22 protein-coding genes are annotated in these 19,387 nt (G+C 67.2%); 8 read left to right on the top strand and 14 right to left on the bottom strand.

Translation table 11 applies throughout. The features are described from left to right. Positions 1 to 5: 5 nt before the first annotated feature. Positions 6 to 1,145: an NAD(P)-dependent oxidoreductase gene (locus tag BC358_RS07640; RefSeq protein ID WP_079365352.1), complete on the top strand. Its 1,140-nt coding sequence runs from the start codon at positions 6 to 8 to the stop codon at positions 1,143 to 1,145. Positions 1,146 to 1,233: 88 nt separating this feature from the next. Further along, the gene (locus BC358_RS07645; protein ID WP_179130031.1) at positions 1,234 to 3,132 is read left to right on the top strand and encodes an acyltransferase family protein; all 1,899 of its coding nucleotides are present in this window, start codon (positions 1,234 to 1,236) and stop codon (positions 3,130 to 3,132) included. A 6-nt stretch (positions 3,133 to 3,138) separates the two neighbouring features. Here the strand turns inward: BC358_RS07645 and BC358_RS07650 are convergent, their stop codons facing one another. Then, positions 3,139 to 4,863, bottom strand: coding sequence for a DEAD/DEAH box helicase (locus tag BC358_RS07650; protein ID WP_079365354.1), 1,725 nt, complete (start codon positions 4,861 to 4,863; stop codon positions 3,139 to 3,141). A gap of 436 nt (positions 4,864 to 5,299) precedes the next feature. Here BC358_RS07650 and BC358_RS07655 point away from each other — a divergent pair, with 436 nt between their 5' ends. Next, positions 5,300 to 5,947: a DUF47 domain-containing protein gene (locus BC358_RS07655; protein ID WP_066158130.1), complete on the top strand. Its 648-nt coding sequence runs from the start codon at positions 5,300 to 5,302 to the stop codon at positions 5,945 to 5,947. Positions 5,948 to 5,963: 16 nt separating this feature from the next. After that, positions 5,964 to 6,974, top strand: coding sequence for an inorganic phosphate transporter (locus BC358_RS07660; protein WP_066158128.1), 1,011 nt, complete (start codon positions 5,964 to 5,966; stop codon positions 6,972 to 6,974). 68 nt (positions 6,975 to 7,042) lie between these two features. Here the strand turns inward: BC358_RS07660 and orn are convergent, their stop codons facing one another. After that, positions 7,043 to 7,648 carry an oligoribonuclease gene (gene orn / locus BC358_RS07665; RefSeq protein WP_079365355.1) on the bottom strand — a complete coding sequence of 202 codons (606 nt, stop codon included), beginning with the start codon at positions 7,646 to 7,648 and terminating at the stop codon, positions 7,043 to 7,045. Between the two features lie 71 nt (positions 7,649 to 7,719). Between orn and BC358_RS07670 the strand changes: the two genes are divergently transcribed. Next, positions 7,720 to 8,988, top strand: coding sequence for a M48 family metallopeptidase (locus tag BC358_RS07670; RefSeq protein ID WP_079365356.1), 1,269 nt, complete (start codon positions 7,720 to 7,722; stop codon positions 8,986 to 8,988). Then, positions 8,985 to 9,968, top strand: coding sequence for a ribosome small subunit-dependent GTPase A (gene rsgA, locus BC358_RS07675; RefSeq protein WP_079365357.1), 984 nt, complete (start codon positions 8,985 to 8,987; stop codon positions 9,966 to 9,968). The genes BC358_RS07670 and rsgA overlap by 4 nt, the downstream gene beginning before the upstream one ends. Before the next feature lie 2 nt (positions 9,969 to 9,970). On the opposite strand, the gene BC358_RS07680 is transcribed toward rsgA, so the two are convergent. The 6 genes from BC358_RS07680 to rpsP form a co-directional block, all read right to left on the bottom strand. Then, the gene (locus BC358_RS07680; RefSeq protein ID WP_079365358.1) at positions 9,971 to 10,900 is read right to left on the bottom strand and encodes a CobD/CbiB family protein; all 930 of its coding nucleotides are present in this window, start codon (positions 10,898 to 10,900) and stop codon (positions 9,971 to 9,973) included. Positions 10,901 to 10,938: 38 nt separating this feature from the next. Beyond that, positions 10,939 to 11,631, bottom strand: coding sequence for a CoA pyrophosphatase (locus BC358_RS07685; RefSeq protein ID WP_066158122.1), 693 nt, complete (start codon positions 11,629 to 11,631; stop codon positions 10,939 to 10,941). 98 nt (positions 11,632 to 11,729) lie between these two features. Further along, the gene (gene rplS / locus BC358_RS07690; protein WP_066158120.1) at positions 11,730 to 12,086 is read right to left on the bottom strand and encodes a 50S ribosomal protein L19; all 357 of its coding nucleotides are present in this window, start codon (positions 12,084 to 12,086) and stop codon (positions 11,730 to 11,732) included. 112 nt (positions 12,087 to 12,198) lie between these two features. Beyond that, positions 12,199 to 12,975, bottom strand: a complete 777-nt coding sequence (gene trmD / locus BC358_RS07695) for a tRNA (guanosine(37)-N1)-methyltransferase TrmD (protein ID WP_079365359.1) — start codon at positions 12,973 to 12,975, stop codon at positions 12,199 to 12,201. 12 nt (positions 12,976 to 12,987) lie between these two features. Continuing rightward, on the bottom strand, positions 12,988 to 13,584 hold the full coding sequence (gene rimM, locus BC358_RS07700; RefSeq protein ID WP_079365360.1) for a ribosome maturation factor RimM: 597 nt from the start codon (positions 13,582 to 13,584) through the stop codon (positions 12,988 to 12,990). A gap of 16 nt (positions 13,585 to 13,600) precedes the next feature. Continuing rightward, on the bottom strand, positions 13,601 to 13,855 hold the full coding sequence (gene rpsP, locus BC358_RS07705) for a 30S ribosomal protein S16 (protein WP_066158114.1): 255 nt from the start codon (positions 13,853 to 13,855) through the stop codon (positions 13,601 to 13,603). A 162-nt stretch (positions 13,856 to 14,017) separates the two neighbouring features. Here rpsP and BC358_RS07710 point away from each other — a divergent pair, with 162 nt between their 5' ends. After that, the gene (locus BC358_RS07710) at positions 14,018 to 14,548 is read left to right on the top strand and encodes a GNAT family N-acetyltransferase (protein ID WP_079365361.1); all 531 of its coding nucleotides are present in this window, start codon (positions 14,018 to 14,020) and stop codon (positions 14,546 to 14,548) included. Continuing rightward, complete coding sequence (locus BC358_RS07715) at positions 14,545 to 15,000, top strand: TM2 domain-containing protein (RefSeq protein ID WP_079365362.1); 456 nt, start codon at positions 14,545 to 14,547, stop codon at positions 14,998 to 15,000. Before BC358_RS07710 ends, BC358_RS07715 begins: the two co-directional genes overlap by 4 nt. Before the next feature lie 111 nt (positions 15,001 to 15,111). Here the strand turns inward: BC358_RS07715 and BC358_RS07720 are convergent, their stop codons facing one another. The 6 genes from BC358_RS07720 to BC358_RS07745 form a co-directional block, all read right to left on the bottom strand. Continuing rightward, a complete protein-coding gene (locus tag BC358_RS07720) occupies positions 15,112 to 16,068 on the bottom strand; it encodes an AEC family transporter (RefSeq protein WP_079365363.1) in 957 nt (318 codons plus the stop codon). A 22-nt stretch (positions 16,069 to 16,090) separates the two neighbouring features. Continuing rightward, on the bottom strand, positions 16,091 to 16,489 hold the full coding sequence (locus tag BC358_RS07725) for a DUF3299 domain-containing protein (protein WP_245644721.1): 399 nt from the start codon (positions 16,487 to 16,489) through the stop codon (positions 16,091 to 16,093). A gap of 267 nt (positions 16,490 to 16,756) precedes the next feature. After that, positions 16,757 to 16,999, bottom strand: coding sequence for a hypothetical protein (locus BC358_RS07730; protein WP_079365564.1), 243 nt, complete (start codon positions 16,997 to 16,999; stop codon positions 16,757 to 16,759). Positions 17,000 to 17,007: 8 nt separating this feature from the next. After that, entirely contained in the window at positions 17,008 to 18,219 is a 1,212-nt protein-coding gene (locus BC358_RS07735; protein ID WP_143434221.1) for an ABC transporter permease, read from the bottom strand. Next, positions 18,216 to 18,866 carry an ABC transporter ATP-binding protein gene (locus tag BC358_RS07740; RefSeq protein ID WP_079365365.1) on the bottom strand — a complete coding sequence of 217 codons (651 nt, stop codon included), beginning with the start codon at positions 18,864 to 18,866 and terminating at the stop codon, positions 18,216 to 18,218. Before BC358_RS07740 ends, BC358_RS07735 begins: the two co-directional genes overlap by 4 nt. After that, entirely contained in the window at positions 18,863 to 19,378 is a 516-nt protein-coding gene (locus tag BC358_RS07745; protein ID WP_079365366.1) for a Fur family transcriptional regulator, read from the bottom strand. The genes BC358_RS07740 and BC358_RS07745 overlap by 4 nt, the downstream gene beginning before the upstream one ends. Positions 19,379 to 19,387: the final 9 nt, after the last annotated feature.

The following is a 19,387-nucleotide window of genomic DNA, read 5'->3' on the forward strand; positions in this document are numbered from 1 at the left end:
ACACCATGAACAGCCCCCAAAAACGCATCGGCCTGGTTGGAACCGGCTTCATTGCCAGCGGCTTTGCCAGGCTGCTGCACAACCACGCCACCGACCTGACCCTGAGCGCCGTGCTCACCCGGCGCCCTGCTGCCAGCGTCGAAGGATTTCCCTGCACCGACCGCTTCACGCACTCGGAGCAGGAACTCCTGGACAAGTCCGACCTGATTGTCGAATGCAGCGGTGACGTGCTGCACGCCACACGCATCATCGACATCGCGTTGAAGGCCGGCAAGCCGGTCGTCACGATGAACTCCGAGTTCCACGTCACCACCGGCTCCTACTTCGCCGACAAGGGTCTGCTCACCGAGGCGGAAGGCGACCAGCCCGGCTCGATCGCGGCCCTGCGCGAAGAGGCGGTGATGATGGGCTTCAAGCCCCTCGTGTACGGCAACATGAAGGGCTTCCTGAACCACCACCCGACGCCCGAAGAAATGGCGTACTGGGCCGGCAAGCAGGGCATCAGCGTCGAGCAGACCACCTCTTTCACCGACGGCACCAAGATCCAGATCGAACAGGCCCTGGTGGCCAACGGCTTCGGCGGCACGATCACGCGCCAGGGCATGGAAGGCCCCAAGGCCACCGACGTCACCAAGGCGGCTATCGAACTGGCACGCGGTGCGGCCGAGCGGGGACAAGCCATTTCGGACTACGTGCTGGCACCGGGCAACGCGGGTGTCTTCGTGGTCGGCACGCACGACAAGTCCGAGTGGAAGGCGCTGAACTACCTCAAACTGGGCGACGGTCCCTACTACGTGCTGGTGCGTCCGTTCCACCTCTGCCAGTACGAAATCATCAAGACCGTGCGACGGGTGCTCCACGGCGGTGGCGTGCTGCTGAACAACTCCAGCAGCCCGACGGTCTCCATCGTGGGCATCGCCAAACACGACATGCCCGCGGGCACGCGCATCGACCGCGCTATCGGCGGGTTTCAGGTTCGTGGCGAGGCCGCCCGCATCGCCGACGTCAAGGGCCACGTCCCCATCGGCATGATCCAGGACGCGGTGCTGACCCGCGCGGTGAGTGCCGGGCAGACGCTGATGTTCGACGATGTCGAGTTGCCCGACTCCCTGGCGCACACCATCGCCCGCCAGCTGTACGCGTGATCGCCGGGCATCCGGGTCTCTTAAGGCCTGGATGCAGATCACCTCGGCCCGTGCCGTTCCCCGGCGCCACCGGTGCAGCCGCCAGCCCATGTCTGCCGAAGCCCGTATCGCCCCGCTCCGCCCCGACCTTGATGGCCTGAAGGCGGTTGCAGTGGTGTCCGTGGTGCTCCACCAGGCCTTTCCCGACGTCCTCGCTGGGGGTTTTGCAGGCCTCGGCGTCTTTTTTGTCGTTTCCGGCTATCTGATCTGCTCAAGCGTCCTGTCAGAGCTGCAGAGCCCGAGGTTCAGCCTTGGCGATTTCTGCGCACGGCGCATCAGACACCTCGTCCCAGCGCTGCTTCTGGTGCTGGCCGCGGTGCTGGTCGCTGGCTGGTTCCTGTTGGCGCCGACCGACTACCGCCAACTGGGCCAGCAGGTCGTGGCAGGCAGCACGTTCGTTACCAACCTGACGGCAGAAGCTGGCCCATTTGCTGCAGGGTCTGCCAGCAAGCCGCTGCTGCATCTCTGGCCACTGACCGTGTGGGTGCCGTTCTGCCTGCTGTGGCCTCTTGCAATGTGGGTGCTGCACCGCTGGCACATGAACGCGATGCGCTGGACCGTTGCTGCGCTGCTGCTGTCCGTCCTTCTGCATCTGGCGCACGACCAGACCGCCACAGCGTCCGCCCCATCATCGACCCTGCTCTTCGCGCTGCTGATCGGGGCTCTGCTGGCCACATGGCAGAAAGAAGTGCCTGGAGGGCGCACGAATGCACTCGCCTGGATCGGCGCGGCGCTGCTGACACTGGCGCTGATGAACATCGCGCCAGAGACAACATCCGTTGCTGGCTGGTGGGCATTGCTGCCCACCCTGGGAACGGCGCTGCTGATCGCAGCGGGCGCCTCGGCCTGGCTCAACCGGGTCGTGCTGTCGAGCAAGCCCTTGGTGGAGATCGGCCTCATCAGCTACCCGCTGTACCTGTGGCACTGGCCGCTGCAGTCCTTTGCACACCTCAAGTCCACGGGCGATCCTGGCTGGGAGCAGCCGCTGTCCTGGATGGCACTGGCCTTCGTGTTGGCGTGGACGACCCACCGTTTCATCGAGAAGCCGATCCGCATCGGGCGCATGAATGGGACGGTGGTCATCACCGCCCTCTGCGTGGGCCTGTGCCTGGTTGCGGTCGCCGGCTTCGCCATCCACCGCAACAACGGATTCGAGCAGCGCATTCCCGAGCTGGTGCGCCACCTCATGTCCACAGGCGGCCGGTCGGCCGTGGTCGATGGATGGCGGGACAAGGACTGCATGCTGGACTACCGCCTGCCTCCGTCTCACTACAAGCCTTTCTGCATCGAACAGAAGCGGCCGCTGGTCTTCCTCTGGGGGGATTCGCATGCGGGCTCGCTGTACCCGGGCTTCAAGGCACTGAAAGATTCAGGTCGCTTCGAATTCGGTCTGGCTGAACGCACCGCCGCCATCTGTCCATCGGTGCTGGGCATCGAGCCCCGGCCGCTGTGCAGAAGCATCAACGATGCCAACATCCAGGCGATCCGGGACACCAAGCCCGACATCGTGATCCTCTACTCGTGGTGGCACAACAAGCGCTATGACCTGCGCAACCTCGAAGCCACGGTGGAGCAGATTCAACAGGCGGGCGTGCCCCGCATCATCTTGCTGGGCGCCGTCCCCTACTGGAGGAAGCACCTGCCGCAGATCCTGCTGGAGGAATGGAAAAAAGGGCCTGTGCAGGCCCTCCCGCCGTTGCGGCTGGATGACGTGTTTCTGGACCCGGAGGTGCGCAGGGCGACCGAGATCATGCGCGAGCGTGCCCAAAGAATGGGTATCGAGTTCATCTCGGGGATGGACTTCTTCTGCAACGCCCAGGGCTGCCTGACCCGGCTGTCCGAAGACGCCACGCAGCCACTCTCCTACGACTACGGGCACCTGTCCACAGGTGCCGCTGCGTTCTACATCGAGCGGCTGGCGCCGCTGATGTTCAACAAAACGCGCTGACCGCGCTCAGCGCGGTTGGCGGCGCGGGCCGGCCGGGCGGGACGCGCCGGCGTCACCGCGCCCCCAGTTGCCCGCCCCACCCTGGGGCTTGCCGAAGCCACGCGCAGGTGCGTGATCGCGGCGCTGGTCCGGACGGCTGTCGAAACGCACATCGCCGCGCGGCGCGGCGTCGCGGCCTTCGAAGCGGGGGGCGTCGAAGCGCCCTTCGACACGGGGGCCGCGCGGTGCCGGACGGCGGTCGCCGCCGAAACGGTCACCACCAAAGCGGTCACCGGAGGGGCGCTGGAAACGGTCGTTGCCCGGACGGCCACCACCTGGGCGACCGCGGCCATTGAACTCGGGTTGCGGCGGGCGCTGGCGCGGCTCCAGACCGGGCACCACCTCCACAGCGATGCGCTGGCGGGTGTAGGCCTCGATGTCACCGATCTTGCGGCGGTCGCGGAATTCGGCGAACGTCACGGCCAAACCATCGCGGCCGGCGCGGCCGGTGCGGCCGATGCGGTGGGTGTAGTCCTCTGCCTTCATGGGCAGGCCGAAGTTGAAGACGTGCGTGATGGTCGGCACGTCGATGCCGCGGGCGGCGACGTCGGTGGCCACCAGGATCTGGACCTGTCCGCTGCGCAGCGCCATCAGGCGCCGGTTGCGCAGCCCCTGGCTCAGGGCACCGTGCAGGGCCACGGCATGGAAGCCAGTCTGCTGGAGGTCGGTGGCCAGGCCATCGCACTCCACCTGGGTGCTGCAGAACACTACCGCCTGGTTGATCGAAGCGTCGCGCAGCCAGTGGTCCAGCAGCTTGCGCTTGTGCTCGGCGTTGTCGGCCCAGAACAGAACCTGCTTGATGTTGGCGTGCTTTTCCTGCGGGCTGTCGATCTGCACCTTCTGCACGTGTTTACCACCGTCGTGCATCACGCGCAGTGCCAGCTGCTGGATGCGCGGCGCAAAGGTGGCCGAGAACATCATGGTCTGGTCGCGCTGGCTGGTCAGTTGGTTGACTTCGGCCAGGTCGTCCGAAAAGCCCAGGTCGAGCATGCGGTCGGCTTCGTCGACCACCAGGAACTGCACCTGGTCCAGCTTGAGCTGCTGCGATCGCTGCAGGTCCAGCAGACGGCCCGGCGTGGCGACCACGAGGTCGGCGTTCTGCAGCCGTGCGATCTGCAACTGGTACGGCATGCCGCCGACCACGTTGGCGATGCGCAGGCCACGGCAGTGGCGCACCAGGTCGATGGCATCGTGAGCCACCTGCTGCGCGAGCTCGCGGGTCGGGCACAACACGAGCGCGCCGGGCGTGGCGGCCTTGAAGTTGCGGGGGTTGGTCGGATCCTTGCGTTTGGCGCGCTTGGGGGCGGGCTTGCCGGCGGCCAGCGCCTCGGCGGTTTCCTTCTCGAACGCCAGGCGCTCGGCCTCGGCCCGCGCATCCTGCTGCTGGAGCAGGGTGTGCAGCACCGGCAGCAGGAAGGCCGCGGTCTTGCCACTGCCCGTCTGGCTGGAAACCATCAGGTCGGCATAACGCTCGTCGGCCTGGTGCTCCTGACGGATGGCCTTGGGAATGACCATCGACTGCACCTGGGTGGGCTGGGTGTAGCCCAGATCGGCCACCGCGCGCACCAGTTCCGGAGCCAGCCCCAGCAGCTCGAAAGCATTGGGTTCCGTGGCCACGGGCGCTTCGGCCAGCAGTTCGTTGGAGGAAATGTCGGGCGTGAATTCGCCGCGATCTTCAAAAGCGTCGCTCATGTTCGTCCTGGCGCCACAAGGGGCGTCATTGAACAGAACAGGCCATCGGAAATGCCGGCCATTGGCCGGAACCCGCAGGTGTCTGATCCGTTCGTGGTTACAAAACATCAACCACAAACGGTACCGCGCGGGACAGGCCGGAGGGTCTCCGGCGAGCTCAGCGAGTGGCCTCGTCCGTGTCCGGCCTTGGCGTCGTTTGACGATGCCGGCGGGCATTCGGGAGGCCTCTTGTGTGAGGCAGATGCACAAATCCGCCCTTCTCTTAGAAGGGCAGCCTGCGATTATGGCACGAATCGGGGTTTTCCCCAAGTTATTGGGACGCGCCGGTGCTGCGCGGGCCCCACGCGTGTCCTTTGGCAAAAGTGCCGGCGGCTAAAATCCTCCGATTCGACGCCTGTGCGTCACATCTCTTTCACATTCCACCACCGGAGACGCCATGTTTTTTGGCAAGCTGTTGCCCAAAGAGGGCAATTTTTTTGAGCTGTTCAACCAGCACGCCGAACAGATCGTCAAGGCCGCGCATGCGTTTTCGCAGCTGGTGGCCCACTACAGCGACCCGCTCCTGAGGGACAAATACAACCAGGAGGTGGACCACGCCGAACGCGCGGCCGACCGCATCACCCACGAGGTCAACCGCCTGCTGCACACCACCTTCATCACGCCGATCGACCGCGAGCAGATTCACTCGCTGATCAACACCATGGACGACGTGGCCGACCTGATCCAGGACTCGGCAGAAACCATGGCGCTGTACGACGTGCGGCACATGACCGACGAGATCTCGCGGCTGACCGACCTGAGCGTCAAGTGCTGCGAACGGCTCAAGCACGCCATCAGCCTGCTCAAGGACGTCAACGAGCCCAAGACAGCCGAAGCCGCCGTCAAGACCTGCGAAGAGATCGACCGCCTCGAATCGGACGCCGACCGCGTCATGCGCTCGGCCATGAGCAAGCTGTTCCGCGAGGAGCCGGAAGTGCGCGAGGTGATCAAGCTCAAGGCGATCTACGAGCTTTTGGAAACCATCACCGACAAGTGCGAGGACGTCGCCAACCTGATCGAGGGCATCGTCCTCGAAAACTCCTGATCGGAAGGGTCCTGCCATGACGACCGTTCAGGCGGCCCTCTGGGTCGTGGTCATGCTGGTGGCGCTGGCGCTGATCTTCGACTTCATGAACGGGTTTCATGACGCCGCCAACTCGATTGCGACCATCGTTTCCACCGGCGTGCTCAAGCCCGGGCAGGCGGTGGTGTTCGCCGCCTTCTTCAACTTCGTTGCCATCTTCATCTTCAAGCTCAGCGTGGCAGCCACCGTGGGCAAGGGCATCGCCGACCCCTCGGTGATCGACACGCACGTGGTGTTCGGCGCCCTCAGCGGGGCGATCACCTGGAACCTGATCACCTGGTACTACGGCATTCCCAGCAGCTCCTCTCACGCGCTCATCGGCGGCATCGTTGGCGCCGTGATTGCCAAGGCCGGCGCTGGTGCGCTGATCGCCACCGGTGTGCTGCGCACCGTGGCGTTCATCTTCGTCTCGCCGCTGCTGGGTTTCATCCTGGGCTCGCTGATGATGGTCCTGGTGGCCTGGGTATTCCGCCGCACGCGGCCGCTTAAGGTCGATGGCTGGTTCCGGCGGTTGCAGCTGGTTTCGGCCGGCGCCTACAGCCTCGGCCACGGCGGCAACGATGCGCAGAAGACGATCGGCATCATCTGGATGCTTCTTATAGCCACCGGCTACGCGTCATCGGCCGACAAGTCGCCGCCGACCTGGACCATCGTGTCGTGCTACGCGGCCATCGGCCTGGGCACCATGTTCGGTGGCTGGCGCATTGTGCGCACCATGGGCCAGAAGATCACCAAGCTCAAGCCGGTGGGCGGCTTCTGTGCCGAAACCGGTGGCGCGATGACGCTTTTCCTGGCCACGGCGCTGGGCATCCCCGTGTCGACCACCCACACCATCACCGGCGCGATCGTTGGCGTGGGTTCGGTGCAGCGCGCCAGCGCAGTGCGCTGGGGGGTGGCGGGCAACATCGTCTGGGCCTGGGTGCTGACCATCCCGGCGTCGGCCTTCGTGGCTGCGGTGGCCTACTGGTTCAGCCTCACGGTGTTCTGAGCCTGCTCGGACTCCTCCGGCAGAAAACAAAAAAGGGCCTCCGGCCCTTTTTTGTTTTCTGCCGCTGATCAGTCCACCCGGAGGAAGTGCTCGCGGTAGTGGGCCAGTTCGTCGATGGACTCGTGCACATCGGCCAGCGCCGTGTGCCTCTGGTGTTTCTTGAAGCTGTCGTAAACCGCAGGCTTCCAGCGCTTGGCCAGTTCCTTGATGGTGCTCACGTCCAGGTTGCGGTAGTGGAAGTACGCCTCCAGCTTGGGCATGTACTTCACCAGAAAACGCCGGTCCTGTCCGATGCTGTTGCCGCACATGGGAGAACCATTTTTCGGCACGTACTGGCCGATGAAGGCCAGGAGCTCGGCCTGGGCCTGTTCCTCGTCGATGGTGCTGGCCTTGACCTTGTCGATCAGGCCGCTCTTGCCGTGGGTGCCCTTGTTCCAGGCGTCCATGCCATTGAGGACCGCGTCGCTCTGGTGGATGGCAAACACCGGGCCCTCCACCCGGGGCTCCAGGTTGGGGCCGGTGACCACCACAGCGATCTCCAGCAGGCGTTCTTTTTCAGGGTCGAGCCCACTCATCTCGCAGTCGAGCCAGACCAGGTTCTGGTCGCTCTTGCTCAGGGTAGGCACAGGGGTGTCGGCGGCCACGGCGGCCGTGTTGAGGTGGTCTTGGCTCATGCGCCGATTTTCACCCATGACCGCCATGCCCCTGCGCGGCAGCGGTGGCGCGGCTTCGATAGACTCTCGCCATGGACAGCAGCGCCCTCGCCTTCACCTACCTTTTCTGTGCCTTGCTCGTGGGCGGACTGATCGTCCGCACGGTGCTCGCCAGCCGGCAGATCCGCCACGTGGTCCGCCACCGCGACCGGGTCCCCGATCCGTTCGCGGCCACCATCGGGCTGGATGCCCACCGCAAGGCCGCCGACTACACCGTCGCCAAGGCCCGCTTTGGCATCCTCGAATCAGCCGTTGAAGCCGCCCTGCTGCTGGGCTGGACCTTGCTGGGTGGACTGCATGCGCTCAACCAGCTGCTGCTGCAGTGGATGGCGCCCGGCATGTGGCAGCAGCTCGCCTTGCTGGGCGCGTTCACGCTCATCGGCGCGGTGCTGACCCTGCCCCTTGGCTGGTGGTCCACGTTCCGGCTGGAAGAGCGTTTCGGATTCAACAAGATGAGTCTGGGTCTGTGGCTCGGCGATCTGCTCAAGGGTGCCGTGGTCGGCGGGCTGATCGGACTGCCCATTGCGGCGCTGGTGCTGTGGCTCATGGGCGCCGCCGGCCCCTCCTGGTGGCTCTGGGCCTGGGGGGCATGGATGGTGTTCAACCTGCTGCTGCTCGTGCTCTACCCCACGCTGATCGCGCCGTTGTTCAACAAGTTCGAACCGCTGCAGGACGAGACGCTCAAGACCCGCGTGAACGACCTGATGAAGCGCTGCGGCTTCGCGGCCAAGGGCCTGTTCGTGATGGATGGCAGCAAGCGCAGCGCCCACGCCAACGCCTACTTCACCGGTTTCGGCGCCGCGAAACGCGTGGTCTTCTTCGACACCCTGCTCAAGCAACTCGCGCCGCCGGAGATCGACGCGGTGCTGGCGCATGAGCTGGGCCATTACAAGCGGCGCCACATCCTCCAGCGCACCGTGCTGATGTTCGCGCTCAGCCTGGTGGGCTTTGCGGTGCTGGGGTGGGTGTCACGCCAAGCCTGGTTCTACACCGGCCTGGGCGTGGTGCCGTCGCTGGAGGCCCCCAACAACGCGCTGGCGCTGCTGCTGTTCCTGATGGTGGTGCCGCTGTTCACCTACTTCCTCTCGCCGCTGCTGGCGCAGCTCTCGCGCCGCCACGAATTCGAGGCCGACGCCTACGCCTGCGCCCATACCGACGGCCACGACCTGGCCAGCGCGCTGCTCAAGCTCTACAAGGACAACGCCAGCACCCTCACCCCCGACCCGGTGTTCGCCCGCTTCTATTACTCGCACCCGCCCGCCAGCGAACGCATCGCGCGCCTGCAGGGTGCGGCCGCATGAACCACTCGCCCCACTCCCGCTCGCGTGCGGATGCCGCGGGCCGGGCGCCGGAGTCCGAGGGCTCCATCGACATCGGACTGGTGGTTGCCGCCCACGGACGGCACTGCCTGGTCGAGAGCCCGGACGGGCAACGCCGCATCTGCCATCCCCGAGGCAAAAAGAGCCAGGCCGTGGTGGGCGACCGGGTGCGCTGGATGCCCACCGGGGACGAAGGCAGCATCGAGCGGGTCGAGCCACGGATCAACCTCTTCTACCGCCAGGACGAGCTGCGCACCAAGTCGTTCGCCGCCAACCTCGATCAGGTGCTGGTGCTGCTGGCGGCCGAGCCGGAGTTCTCCGAACATCAGCTGGCGCGCGCACTGGTCGCCGCCGAAGCCGAGGGCATCGCACCTCTGATCGTGCTCAACAAGGCCGATCTCGGCACCCTGTTCGAGCGCGCCTGGGACCGGCTGGCACCGTACCGGGCCATGGGCCTGACCGTGCTGCCGCTGCGGCTCAAGGGTGAAGACGATGCCTCGTCTGGCCTGGACGCGCTCGTGCAGCGGCTGGAGGGCAAGACGACCCTGGTGCTCGGTCCGTCCGGTGTCGGCAAGAGCACCCTCGTCAACCGCCTGGTGCCCCAGGCCCAGGCACAGACGGGGGAGATCTCGCGCGCCCTGAACTCGGGCAAACACACGACCACCAGCACCACCTGGTATTGGGTCGACACGGCGCGCACCACCGCACTGATCGATTCACCCGGCTTCCAGGAATTCGGCCTGAACCACATCGAGGCGACCCGGTTGGCCAGCCTCATGCCCGATCTGCGCGCTGCGCTCGGCGAGTGCAGGTTCTACAACTGCACCCACCTGCACGAACCCGGCTGCGGCGTGCGCGCCAAGGTGCAGGGCGAGGCCTCCGGGGACGACACCATCGCCCCCAACCGCTACCGCATCTACGAGGACCTGTTCGCCGAACTCTCCGCCAAACGGATCTACTGAGCTCAGCCGAGCAGACGGGCCAGCGTCAACAGGGCCAGCAGGAGCATCCAGAGCACCACGCTGCGCCACACCAGTCCCACCGCGCTGGCCAGATGGGCGAGCTGGGGTTCGGGCCGGGTCGCGACTCCTTCGGCCTCTTCCGGTTTTCCTTCGCGGGCGTTCAGACGCACGTTGATCGCGCCGGACGTGGCGGCCAGGACCACGCCATCGGTGCCCGGACCGAACTGTTCGGCCTCACCCCGCCAGCTCGCCACAGCCTCCTCGAAGTTGCCCACCACCGCGAAACCCAGCGCCGTCGCACGGGCAGGCAGGTGGTCCACCCACTGCCACCCGGTGACCGCCGCCTGCTGGGTGACCTGGCTGGGCGTGCCATCGGGGCGCCCCCGCCAGTTGCGCGAAAGGTACTCGGCCATCCGGTAGAACACAGCCCCCGCTGGCCCCAGTCCGAGCAGCCAGCACACGACAAACGCCGCCAGCACACCAAAGACATGGCGGTGCGCGGCCAGCACCGACTGTTCGATCACCTGCCGCAGCACCTCGGCCCGGGGCAGGCTGCTGGTTTCCACATGCAGCCACTGCGCCAGCTTCTCGCGGGCGAGCAGGTCGTCGCCCACCTCCAGCGCCTGACGGATGTCGGTGAAGTGGTGGCTGAACTGACGAAAGCCCAGCGTCACGTAGAGCACCAGCACCAGCCAGACGAACGACAGCACGTTGCTGAACTGCCAAAGGCCCCAGTACACCAGGGTCGCCAGCAGGGCCGGCACCATGGTGGCCAGGCCCCAGGCCAGCCATCCGTGCACCGCCTGGCCGGTGTCCAGGTTGCGGCGCACCAGCCGGGCCCAGCTCCGCAGACCAGCAAACACAGGGTTGTCGATCGACAGAGGACGCGCCTGTTCGATCAGGAAAGCCAGCAGGATGGCAAAAAAGATCATGGCCCGATGATAGCGAGCGCCCTGCGGGACCTGGCGCCTCAGGCGGTGAGGAAACGATACAGGTTGCGCAGCATGCCGGCGGTGGCGCCCCAGATGAAGCGCTCTGTCGCGCCCTCCTGGTACGGCATCGAGTACCACTCCCGCATCTCGCCGTTCCACTCGAAACCATGGCGGCGGTGGTTGACCGGATCCATGAGAAAGTCCAGCGGCACCTCGAACACGTCGTCCACCTCACCGGGGTTGGGCAGAAGCGTGAAACCGGGCTGCACCAGCGCCACCACCGGTGTGATGTGGAACTGCGTGCCCGTCACGTATTCCGGCAGGCGGCCCAGCACCTCCACATGCGCCGGTTCGAGACCGATTTCCTCCTGGGCCTCTCGCAACGCCGCTGCAGTGGCATCCCGGTCCTCGGCATCGACCTTGCCCCCCGGAAACGCGATCTGCCCCGAGTGGGTGGACAGGTGGGCCGTGCGCTGCGTCAGCAACAGCCCCAAGCGCTCACGCACCACCAGCGGGATCAGCACGGCCGCCGGCGCTGGTGCCCGGTCGGTGAAACGGCGCTCGCGCACCAGCTCCGGGGTCCAGACGGGGGGACGCGCAAAACGCTCCCGCAGCCCTTCTGGAGTGAGGCGTCCGGCCGGCGCTGCTGCCAGCCCCTCGGCACCGTGCAGCACGGGCACCTGGCGTGGATCAAAGGTGGGTGGATAGCGCGTTGGCGCAGAGGAAGACATGGGGACGAGTATGGAACAGGCACAAAAAAGCCGCTCGGGTGAGCGGCTTTTCGAGGTGGGCCATCAGGAGCCCGGCTTCTGACCGAAGCTGTGCGCTTTTACGCGCCCAGCTTTTCCTTGATGCGGGCCGACTTGCCGCTGCGCTGGCGCAGGTAGTACAGCTTGGCACGGCGCACGTCACCGCGGCGCTTGACTTCGATCGAAGCGATCAGCGGGCTGTACAGAGGGAAAGTGCGCTCGACGCCTTCGCCGTTGGAGATCTTGCGCACGATGAAGCTGGAGTTCAGACCGCGGTTGCGACGGGCCACCACCACGCCTTCGTAGGCCTGCACGCGCTTGCGGGTACCTTCGATCACGTTCACGCTGACGATCACGGTGTCGCCAGGGGCAAACGCGGGGATGGTCTTGCCAAGGCGAGCAATTTCTTCCTGCTCAAGGGTCTGGATGAGGTTCATGGTTTCCTGTTTACCGATCATGGCCGCGCTACACAAGAGGCTGCAATTCCCTGACCTCCGCAGTGGTGGTCACCGGTCACAACGGCCGGCCAGAGGATCGAAAAGCCTTGAATTATAGCTTTTTCAAGGAGCGCAGGAAAACTTCGTCGCCCGGCGTGAGCCGCCCAGCCTCCCGCGCCTGCGCCAGCAGGTCCGGCCGCTGGCGTGCAGTGAGCGCCAGACTCTGCTCCCGGCGGTAGCGCGCGATGCGCTCGTGGTGCCCGCCCATGAGCACTTCAGGGGCCGCCGCGGGGCCTTGTGGCCCTTCCCACACCTCGGGCCGCGTGTGGTGCGGGCTGTCCAGCAGGCCGTCCAGCGCCGGATTGAAGCTGTCCTGCTGGTGGCTGCCCTCGTCGCCCAGCACGCCCGGCATCAGGCGCGCCACCGAGTCCAGCAAGGCCATGGCGGCGATCTCGCCGCCCGAAAGCACGAAATCGCCCAGGCTGATCTGTCGGTCCACGCAGGCGTCGATGAAGCGCTGGTCGACGCCTTCGTAGCGCCCGCAGACCAGCACCGCGCCCGCGCTTTGCGAATAGTCGACCGCCAAGGCGTGATCCAGCCGCTGGCCGATGGGCGAGAACAGCACCACCGGCGCACGGGCGCCCTCTGGTTCGGCGCGGTCGGCGCGGATGGCCTGCAGGCAGCGCCACAGGGGCTCGGCCATCATGACCATGCCGGGTCCGCCGCCGAAAGGCCGGTCGTCCACACGGCGGTAGTTGCCCTCTGCAAAGTCACGCGGGTTCCAGAGGCGCACGTCGACCTGCTTCGATTCAAACGCCCGGCGGTTGATGCCGCTGCGGAAGAAGGGCTCGAAGAGTTCGGGGAAAAGCGTGATGACGTCAAAGCGCATGGCGCGCTCCGGTCAGTAGTCGGTCTGCCAGTCGGCGGTGATGCGGCGGGCGTTCAGGTCCACATCGTCGATGTAGGCCGCCACAAAGGGCACCATGCGCTCGGCCGTCTTCTCGACACCGTCCACGGTCTCGGTGTATTCCATCACCAGCACCGAGGTCGGGCCGGTGGGTATGAGGTCGCGCACCACACCCAGGTGCACGCCCTCGCGGTTGACCACGTCAAGACCGATCAGATCGACCCAGTAGTACTCACCGTCAGCGGCGGCGGGAAAGGCGCTGCGCGGCACATGGATGCGCGCCCCCTTGAGCGCTTCGGCACCACTGCGATCCACCACACCCTCCAGGCGGGCGACGATGCCATCGGAATGCACCTTGATTTCGGCCACGTGCACACGCACCGGGCCCGGAAACGCCGAAAAGCCGCGCGCGAAACGAGCTTCGGGCGGCAGCAGGAACCAGTCGGGTGATTCGAACAGCGCACGGGTGTCGGCGCTGTGCGGCTGGATGTGGACCCAGCCCTTGACGCCCCAGGCGTCAAGAAAACGGCCCAGTTCGACCGCATCCGCCGGCAGGGGCGATGCTTCGAACGGGCCGTTCGAGGGGATCACTGCGAACGCAGGGAGATCAGGCAGCGGCCTTGGCGGCGGCCTGCTTGACCAGACGGGCCACGGTGTCCGACGGCTCGGCGCCGACGCCGGTCCAGTAGGTCAGACGGTCCTGGGCGATGCGCAGGGGCTCTTCGCCACCCCTGGCCAGGGGGTTGTAGAAGCCGATGCGCTCGATGAAGCGGCCGTCGCGGCGGTTGCGCTTGTCGGCAACCACGATGTTGTAGAACGGACGGGCCTTGGAGCCGCCGCGGGAAAGTCGAATGACGACCATGATTTATCCTTCGGGTGGTGGTGAACACCGGCACAACGCGTGACAGTGTTTTCTCGCAGCGCTTGAGACACACGACTGACCACCCGGCCAGCGAAACGCTGCAAAGCCTGCCATTATAACCAGCCGGCTCAAGAACCCAAGCCCTCATTTCCTGTCCCGTCCATGCCCCTGATCCGCCCCAGCACCGAGCACGACCTGCCTGCCATCACCCGCATCTACGCCCACCACGTGCTGCACGGCACGGGCACTTTCGAGACCACGCCCCCCGCCCTGGAAGAGATGACCGCCCGCCGGGCCGACGTGCTGAACAAGGGACTGCCCTGGCTGGTGGCCGAAGAGGCTGGCGAGGTGCTGGGCTATGCCTACGGCAACTGGTTCAAACCGCGGCCGGCCTACCGCTTTTCGGTGGAGGACTCCATCTACCTCGCACCCGAAGCGGCCGGCAAGGGGCTGGGGCGCGCGCTGCTGGCCGAACTGCTGGCCGCACTCGAGCGCGGCGGCATCCGCAAGGTGATGGCGGTCATCGGTGACTCGGCCAACGCAGGCTCCATCGGGGTGCACAAGGCCCTGGGCTTCGAGCAGGTCGGCGTGGTCCAGGCCTGCGGCTGGAAGTTCGGGCGCTGGCTGGACATCGTGATGATGCAGCGCGCCATCGGCGAAGGCGACCGCACACCGCCCGAGGGCGAGGCATGAGCCGTCAGAAGAGCAAAACCCTTGCCGTCTGGCTGGCCGTGCTGGGCGGCCACCTGGGTCTGCACCGCTTCTACCTGCGCGGCCTGGGCGACTGGATCGGCTGGCTGCACCCCATCGCGTCGGCGCTGGGCTGGTGGGGCGTCGAGCGGGTGCGCGCCTTCGGGCAGGACGACGTGCTGTCGTGGCTGCTGATCCCGTTTCTGGGCATGAGCATCGCCATCAGCTGCCTGGCCGGCATCGTCTACGCGCTGAGCGAGCGGCCGCGCTGGAACGGCTGGTTCAACCCGCAGGCACAGCCCGAAGACAGCGCGGGTGCCACGAACTGGCTGACCATCGGCGCGCTGGTGCTGAGCCTGCTGGTGGGCACCATCGCCTTCATGGGCAGCCTGGCCTTCGGCATCCAGCGCTACTTCGAGTACCAGGTCGAAGAGGCCCGCAAGATCAGCCAGTAGGCTGGCCCACCCCGCGCCGCGCTGCGCGCGTCACCCCTCAAGGGGCAACACCTGCGGCCCGGCGAAGCCGGTTCTGCGGTGTTCTTGGCCAATTCCCCCGCTCCGACCGGATCAGTTCACGTATGTCATCAGGAGCATCACGGCACTGAGCGTGAACAGCGCGAGCACGGTCGACAGGCCCATCGCAGCGGTAGTGAGGCCTTCGGCCACCTCGTAGCGCTGCGCGAACAGGAAGACGTTGGCGCCCATCGGCAGCGCCGCGGCCACCACCATCACCGTCAGGGGCAGACCAGTGATGCCCCAGGCCCAGGCCGACACGCCGACCAGCAGCGGCAGCAGCAGGTTCTTGGACGCCGTGATCCACAGTGCGGGCTTAAGGTGTCCGCCCAGCGGGGTGCGCGCCAGCGTGACGCCCACCAGAACCAGCGCCAGCGGACCGAAGGCGCTGCCCAGCAGCTGCAGCGGCTTGTCGACCACGGCCGGCAGGCTCCAGCCGGTCTGGGCGAACAGCAGGCCGCTGATGATGGGCAGCGGGATCGGGTGGATCAGCGCCCCCTTGAAGGCCGACCAGGCGGTCTCCAGCACATGCGGCGCGCGCTCGCCGCCTTCGCGCGCCTCGCGGGCGACCACCAGCTCCAGCACCACCGAACCCACGGTGAGCAGGATCAGCGCATGCACCGACACCAGGGTCAGCAGCGTCACCAGCGCCGCCTTGCCATATGCCAGCTCGACCAGGGTGATGCCGATCATCACCATGTTGGAGAACACCCCACCCAGGGCCATGACGACGCTGGAGCGGTTGAAGCCCCGCCAGGCGATGGACACGATGAGCAGCAGCAGCGCGGCCGGGAAATACGCGGCGAGTGGCCGCAGGTCCAGCGTCTCCACGTGCACGCCGCTCATGGTGCGGAACAGCAGCGCCGGAATCAGCAGCAGGAAGACCAGGTTGGAGAGGTCCCTCACCGCGGACTCGCGGATCCAGTCGCGCCGCCCGGCGAAGTAGCCCAGGGCGATCAGCAGGAAGACGGGGGTGAGGGAGGCGACGACGGGGTGGCTGGCGAGGTTCACCCGGGCGATCGTACCCCGCCCGTCATTTCACGCCGACCGCCTCGGTCATGCGGTAGTACAGGCCGTAGGGGTCGTTCTGCAACACGTGGAACGTGCCCTCGACCACCACCGCGTTGAGGCTGTATTTCACCGGCGCCTTGGTGCGGACCTCGATCATGCTTTCCGGCCCGCCGGGCGTGCAGAACGAGCAGGTCGGCGGCACCGAGGCCAGCAGGAAGTGGCGCTGCTGCTCGCCCGGTCCCAGCGGCAGCATGAAGCCCTGCACCTTCTGCGTCTTCTGGTTCAGCGCCTGCACACCCGGCGTGTAGACCGGCGTGATGCGCTTGTTCTTCACCTCGGTCTTGATGTCGGTCAGCAACGACCAGGGCACCACGTCCTCGCGCGGCTTGAGCGGCGCAAAAGGCGACAGCGGGCTGTGCACACCCGCCCCCTGCCCTTGCACATGCGGCGGCACAGCTGGATCGGCTGCAGCCCCGGCAGCCGGCGCCGCAGGCGTGCCAATCGGCGACGTCAGCTGCGCAAACGCCAGCCCAGACCCACAGACGAGCGGCAACAAGAGACAACGAAAAAGAAGATTCATGACAAGAGAAGTGACTGCTTCCAGAACGCGGCGGAACCGGCTCCGCCGGGCCGCACGCGTTGCCCCCTTGAGGGGGTGACGCGCGAAGCGCGGCGCGGGGGTGGGCCATCAATGCGCGTGCTTCATCCCGCAGTATTTGCCAATCGCCAGACCCCTGCACGCCGCCTGAAGTTCCGCCATGCAGACCTTCTCGTCCTTCCTGGTCTCCAGGCACTTGGCCGCGCTTTCGTGGGCAGCGGCCATGGCGCGGTGGCGCTGGATGTCTTCCTTCATCTCCTGGTCGGAGTGCTGCGCCAGCGCGGCGGTGGACATGCAGGCGGACAGGGCCAGCCAGAGTGCGGTCTTCTTCATCATCGGTTTCACCTTGTGTTCAACAACGGGGTCACGTCGACCCGATAGGCGCTGATGGCGGGCACCAGCGCCGCCACCACCGCCACCCCCAGTGCCAGCAGCGGCACCCAGCCTTCGGCGGGCACCCACTGCCAGCCCGCGATGGCCAGCGACTGCTGGTCCATCAGCATCTGTCCCGCCAGCGCGGTCAGCCCGTGCGCGGCCAGCAGGCCCAGCGCGCAGGCCAGCAGCGCCAGCCACAGCGACTCGCACAGCACCAGCGCGCCCACACGGGCCGGCGGTGCACCGAGCATGCGCAGCATCGCCAGGTCGTGCCGGCGCTCGCGCACCGCGCCCCACAGCGCGATGAACACCGACAGCCCGGCCACCGCCAGCAGCACCGCGCCCAGCCCCTGCAGCACGCGCGTGCCGACGCCGACCATGCTCAGCAGCCGCGTGATCTCCACCGCTGGCGAGGCCGCCTGCATCGGCGTGCTGTCGTTGATGAAGCGAGGGAAGCTGGCCGCCGCCAGTGGCGTGCGGTAGCGGATCAGGGCCATCGTCACCTCGCGGTCGGCCTCAATGGCCGCGCGGTCTTCCTCGTCCATGTCGTCGGTGGCGTGCATGTCGTCGTGCACCTGCCACACCGATTCAGTGGCAGTGAGCACCAGGCGGTCGAGCACGCAGCCGCAGGGCGCGAGCACACCACTCACCGCGTACAGCGCCTCGCCGTGCATGGCACCGCCGCTGCCCAGGCCGTGCGCGCCAACGAAGCTCTGGCCCAGGGCCAGCCCGGTGGCGCGCGCCACCTGCGTGCCCAGCACCGCCTGCATCGGCGCGGTCCAGAACGCGCCCTGCGCGAGGGCAACGCCGTAGTGCGCCGCGTAGTCCGGCGTGGTGCCGACGATGCGAAAGCCCTGCAGGTTGTCGCCCAGGCTCAGCGGAATCAGCTGGGCCACCTGCGGGTGTGCCTGCAGCTTCTTCACCTCGTCCAGCGGGATGTTGCCGGGCGGCACGTCGATGTGGAACACGCCCGCCAGGATCAGCTGCATCGGGCTGCCCTTGGCGCCGACCACCGCGTCGATGCCCTGCAGGTCGCGCTCGAAGGCATGGTCCACCTGGTGCTGCGCGATCAGCACGAAGGCCATCGACGCCAGGCCCAGTGTGAGCAGCAGCAGGTTGAGCGCCGTGGACAAAGGGCGAGACCAGAGGTAGCGCCACGACAGGGACAACACGTTCACGCCGTGCCCTCCCGCGCCAGCCGCAGCGTCTGCGCGCCCGGCAGCGCCTGCATCAGGCGCGCGTCGTGGGTCGAGATCACCAGCGTCGCCCCGGCCCCGGCGGCGCAGCGCTGCAGCAGGTCCAGAGCGGCCCCGCAGGCCTCGTCGTCCAGGCTGGCGGTGGGCTCGTCGACCAGCAGCACCCGGGGCTGCAGCAGCAGCGCCCGCGCCAGCGCCACCCGCTGCGCCTGGCCTCCCGAGAGCTGCGAAGGCTTGCGACCGGCCAGCGCCGTGAGGTCCAGATCGGCCAGCGCACGACCAATGGCGCCTCGGTCCACCGGTTGTCCGGCAGCGAAGAACACCAGCCCCAGGTTGTCGGCCACCGACAGCGCCTCGCTGAGGAACAGCTTCTGCGGCAGAAAGCCCAGGCAGCGCGCGCGCCAGCCGTCGCGGGCCGCGCCCGCCAGCGCGTGCACCGCCTGCCCGGCCACCACGACCTCGCCCGACGATGGCGTGAGCAGGCCGGCCACCAGGGCCAGCCAGGTCGACTTGCCGCTGCCCGAGGGTCCGCGCAGCAGCAGCGTGCCGCCCTGGGGCACCGCGACATCGGGAAACCGCAGGACGGGCGCCTGCGGGTAGGCAAAGGCGAGCTCGCGGGTTTCGATCACCGTGACGGCTCCATCGCCGTGCCGTCCGAGGGGTCGGCGCAATCGGCGCAGGTGCCGTGCACCGCCATGTCCAGCCGCAGGCCGCGGTGGCCCATACCGGCCAGCGTGCGCATGAGCTCGTCGGCCACCGCCCGCGCCGGCTCGCTCGCCCCGGTCAGGCGGAACTGGCGGTGGCAGGCGTCGCATTCGAAGCGCGGCGCCGCGCCATCGTCGCCCAGGTCGGCCAGGCGGAAGCGCCAGGTGCGCGCGTCGTCGTCGGTCTGGCGCTGCAGCACGCCGCAGGCGGCCAGGCGTTCCAGCAGCCGGTAGAGGGTGACGCGGTTGATGTCCAGCCCGCGCGTCTGCAGCGAGGCCAGGGCCTGGGCGTGGCTGAGCGTGCCCTGCGGGTTCGCCAGGAACAGGCCCAGCACCGCGCGCGTGGCCAGGGTGCGGCGCAGGCCGGCGGCTTCCAGACGGGTCTGGATCTCGGCCGGCACGGTCACCGGTTCTTTGGGGCTGGATCGGGTCGCCATGGCAGGCCT

It is taken from the genome of Hydrogenophaga sp. H7 (genome assembly GCF_002025745.1).
Classification (GTDB): Bacteria; Pseudomonadota; Gammaproteobacteria; order Burkholderiales; family Burkholderiaceae_C; genus Hydrogenophaga; species Hydrogenophaga pseudoflava.

What these genes read in the sequence shown, in the direction of transcription:
- rpsP (WP_066158114.1), bottom strand. Translation starts at nt 13,855, where the DNA reads ATGGTCGTCATTCGACTTTCCCGCGGCGGCTCCAAGGCCCGTCCGTTC.
- BC358_RS07660 (WP_066158128.1), top strand. Translation starts at nt 5,964, where the DNA reads ATGACGACCGTTCAGGCGGCCCTCTGGGTCGTGGTCATGCTGGTGGCG.
- BC358_RS07715 (WP_079365362.1), top strand. Translation starts at nt 14,545, where the DNA reads ATGAGCCGTCAGAAGAGCAAAACCCTTGCCGTCTGGCTGGCCGTGCTG.
- BC358_RS07730 (WP_079365564.1), bottom strand. Translation starts at nt 16,999, where the DNA reads ATGAAGAAGACCGCACTCTGGCTGGCCCTGTCCGCCTGCATGTCCACC.
- BC358_RS07685 (WP_066158122.1), bottom strand. Translation starts at nt 11,631, where the DNA reads ATGTCTTCCTCTGCGCCAACGCGCTATCCACCCACCTTTGATCCACGC.
- trmD (WP_079365359.1), bottom strand. Translation starts at nt 12,975, where the DNA reads ATGCGCTTTGACGTCATCACGCTTTTCCCCGAACTCTTCGAGCCCTTC.
- BC358_RS07655 (WP_066158130.1), top strand. Translation starts at nt 5,300, where the DNA reads ATGTTTTTTGGCAAGCTGTTGCCCAAAGAGGGCAATTTTTTTGAGCTG.
- BC358_RS07670 (WP_079365356.1), top strand. Translation starts at nt 7,720, where the DNA reads ATGGACAGCAGCGCCCTCGCCTTCACCTACCTTTTCTGTGCCTTGCTC.
- rplS (WP_066158120.1), bottom strand. Translation starts at nt 12,086, where the DNA reads ATGAACCTCATCCAGACCCTTGAGCAGGAAGAAATTGCTCGCCTTGGC.
- BC358_RS07745 (WP_079365366.1), bottom strand. Translation starts at nt 19,378, where the DNA reads ATGGCGACCCGATCCAGCCCCAAAGAACCGGTGACCGTGCCGGCCGAG.
- BC358_RS07680 (WP_079365358.1), bottom strand. Translation starts at nt 10,900, where the DNA reads ATGATCTTTTTTGCCATCCTGCTGGCTTTCCTGATCGAACAGGCGCGT.
- BC358_RS07645 (WP_179130031.1), top strand. Translation starts at nt 1,234, where the DNA reads ATGTCTGCCGAAGCCCGTATCGCCCCGCTCCGCCCCGACCTTGATGGC.
- BC358_RS07640 (WP_079365352.1), top strand. Translation starts at nt 6, where the DNA reads ATGAACAGCCCCCAAAAACGCATCGGCCTGGTTGGAACCGGCTTCATT.
- rsgA (WP_079365357.1), top strand. Translation starts at nt 8,985, where the DNA reads ATGAACCACTCGCCCCACTCCCGCTCGCGTGCGGATGCCGCGGGCCGG.
- BC358_RS07710 (WP_079365361.1), top strand. Translation starts at nt 14,018, where the DNA reads ATGCCCCTGATCCGCCCCAGCACCGAGCACGACCTGCCTGCCATCACC.
- BC358_RS07650 (WP_079365354.1), bottom strand. Translation starts at nt 4,863, where the DNA reads ATGAGCGACGCTTTTGAAGATCGCGGCGAATTCACGCCCGACATTTCC.
- orn (WP_079365355.1), bottom strand. Translation starts at nt 7,648, where the DNA reads ATGAGCCAAGACCACCTCAACACGGCCGCCGTGGCCGCCGACACCCCT.